1 pseudogene and 1 other annotated feature are annotated in these 757 nt (G+C 61.3%); the pseudogene reads left to right on the forward strand.

What is annotated here, in order from left to right:
* Positions 1-757 (forward strand): annotated as a pseudogene (locus NCT03_RS33660) (IS3 family transposase); the annotation flags it as partial.
* Positions 201-317 (forward strand) — a sequence feature (AL1L pseudoknot). (Overlaps the previous pseudogene by 117 nt.)

Raw genomic sequence — 757 nt, forward strand, 5'->3', positions numbered from 1 at the left:
GCGACGCAATGGGAAGCAATCCAGTCGATTGCCGCCAAGATGGGTTGCTCACGCGAAACGTTAAGAAACTGGGTTCGTCAGGCTGAGAGCGATCGTGGTCTGCGCGCGGGCCCCAAGACGCAGGAGCAGGACCGCATCCGCGAGCTTGAACGCGAAGTCCGGGAACTGCGTCAGGCCAATGAAATCCTGCGCAAGGCCTCGGCATATTTCGCACAGGCGGAGCTCGACCGCCGACCGAAGTGATGATTGCCTTCATTGACGATCACCGGTCGGCGTATGGGGTCGAGCCGATCTGCAGGGTGCTGCCGATCGCCCCGTCGACATATTACCCTCATTCGTCTCGACGCGCTGATCCGCGTCGGCTGCCGCCGCGCGCGCAGCGCGATGCACTGCTGTGTCAGCACATCCGGCGTGTATGGGAGGAGAACTTTCGGGTGTATGGTGCGCGCAAGGTTTGGCGGCAGCTATCGCGCGAGGGATTCAAGCTCGCACGGTGTACTGTCGAGCGACTGATGAAGCGGCTCGGGCTGCAAGGTGTGCGGCGCGGCAGATCGATTCGAACCACCGTCAGCGAGCGAAACACACCGTGCCCGCTTGATCACGTCCAGCGGCAGTTCAAAGCGTCACGGCCGAACGCGCTGTGGGTGTCAGATTTCACCTTCGTGGCTACCTGGCAAGGCTTCGCTTATGTTGCCTTCATCGTTGATGTGTTCGCGCGACGCATTGTAGGCTGGAGAGTGTCAAGCTCAGCGCGTAC

Origin of the sequence: Caballeronia sp. GAWG1-1 (genome assembly GCF_023631465.1) — a bacterium.
Taxonomy (GTDB): domain Bacteria; phylum Pseudomonadota; class Gammaproteobacteria; order Burkholderiales; family Burkholderiaceae; genus Caballeronia.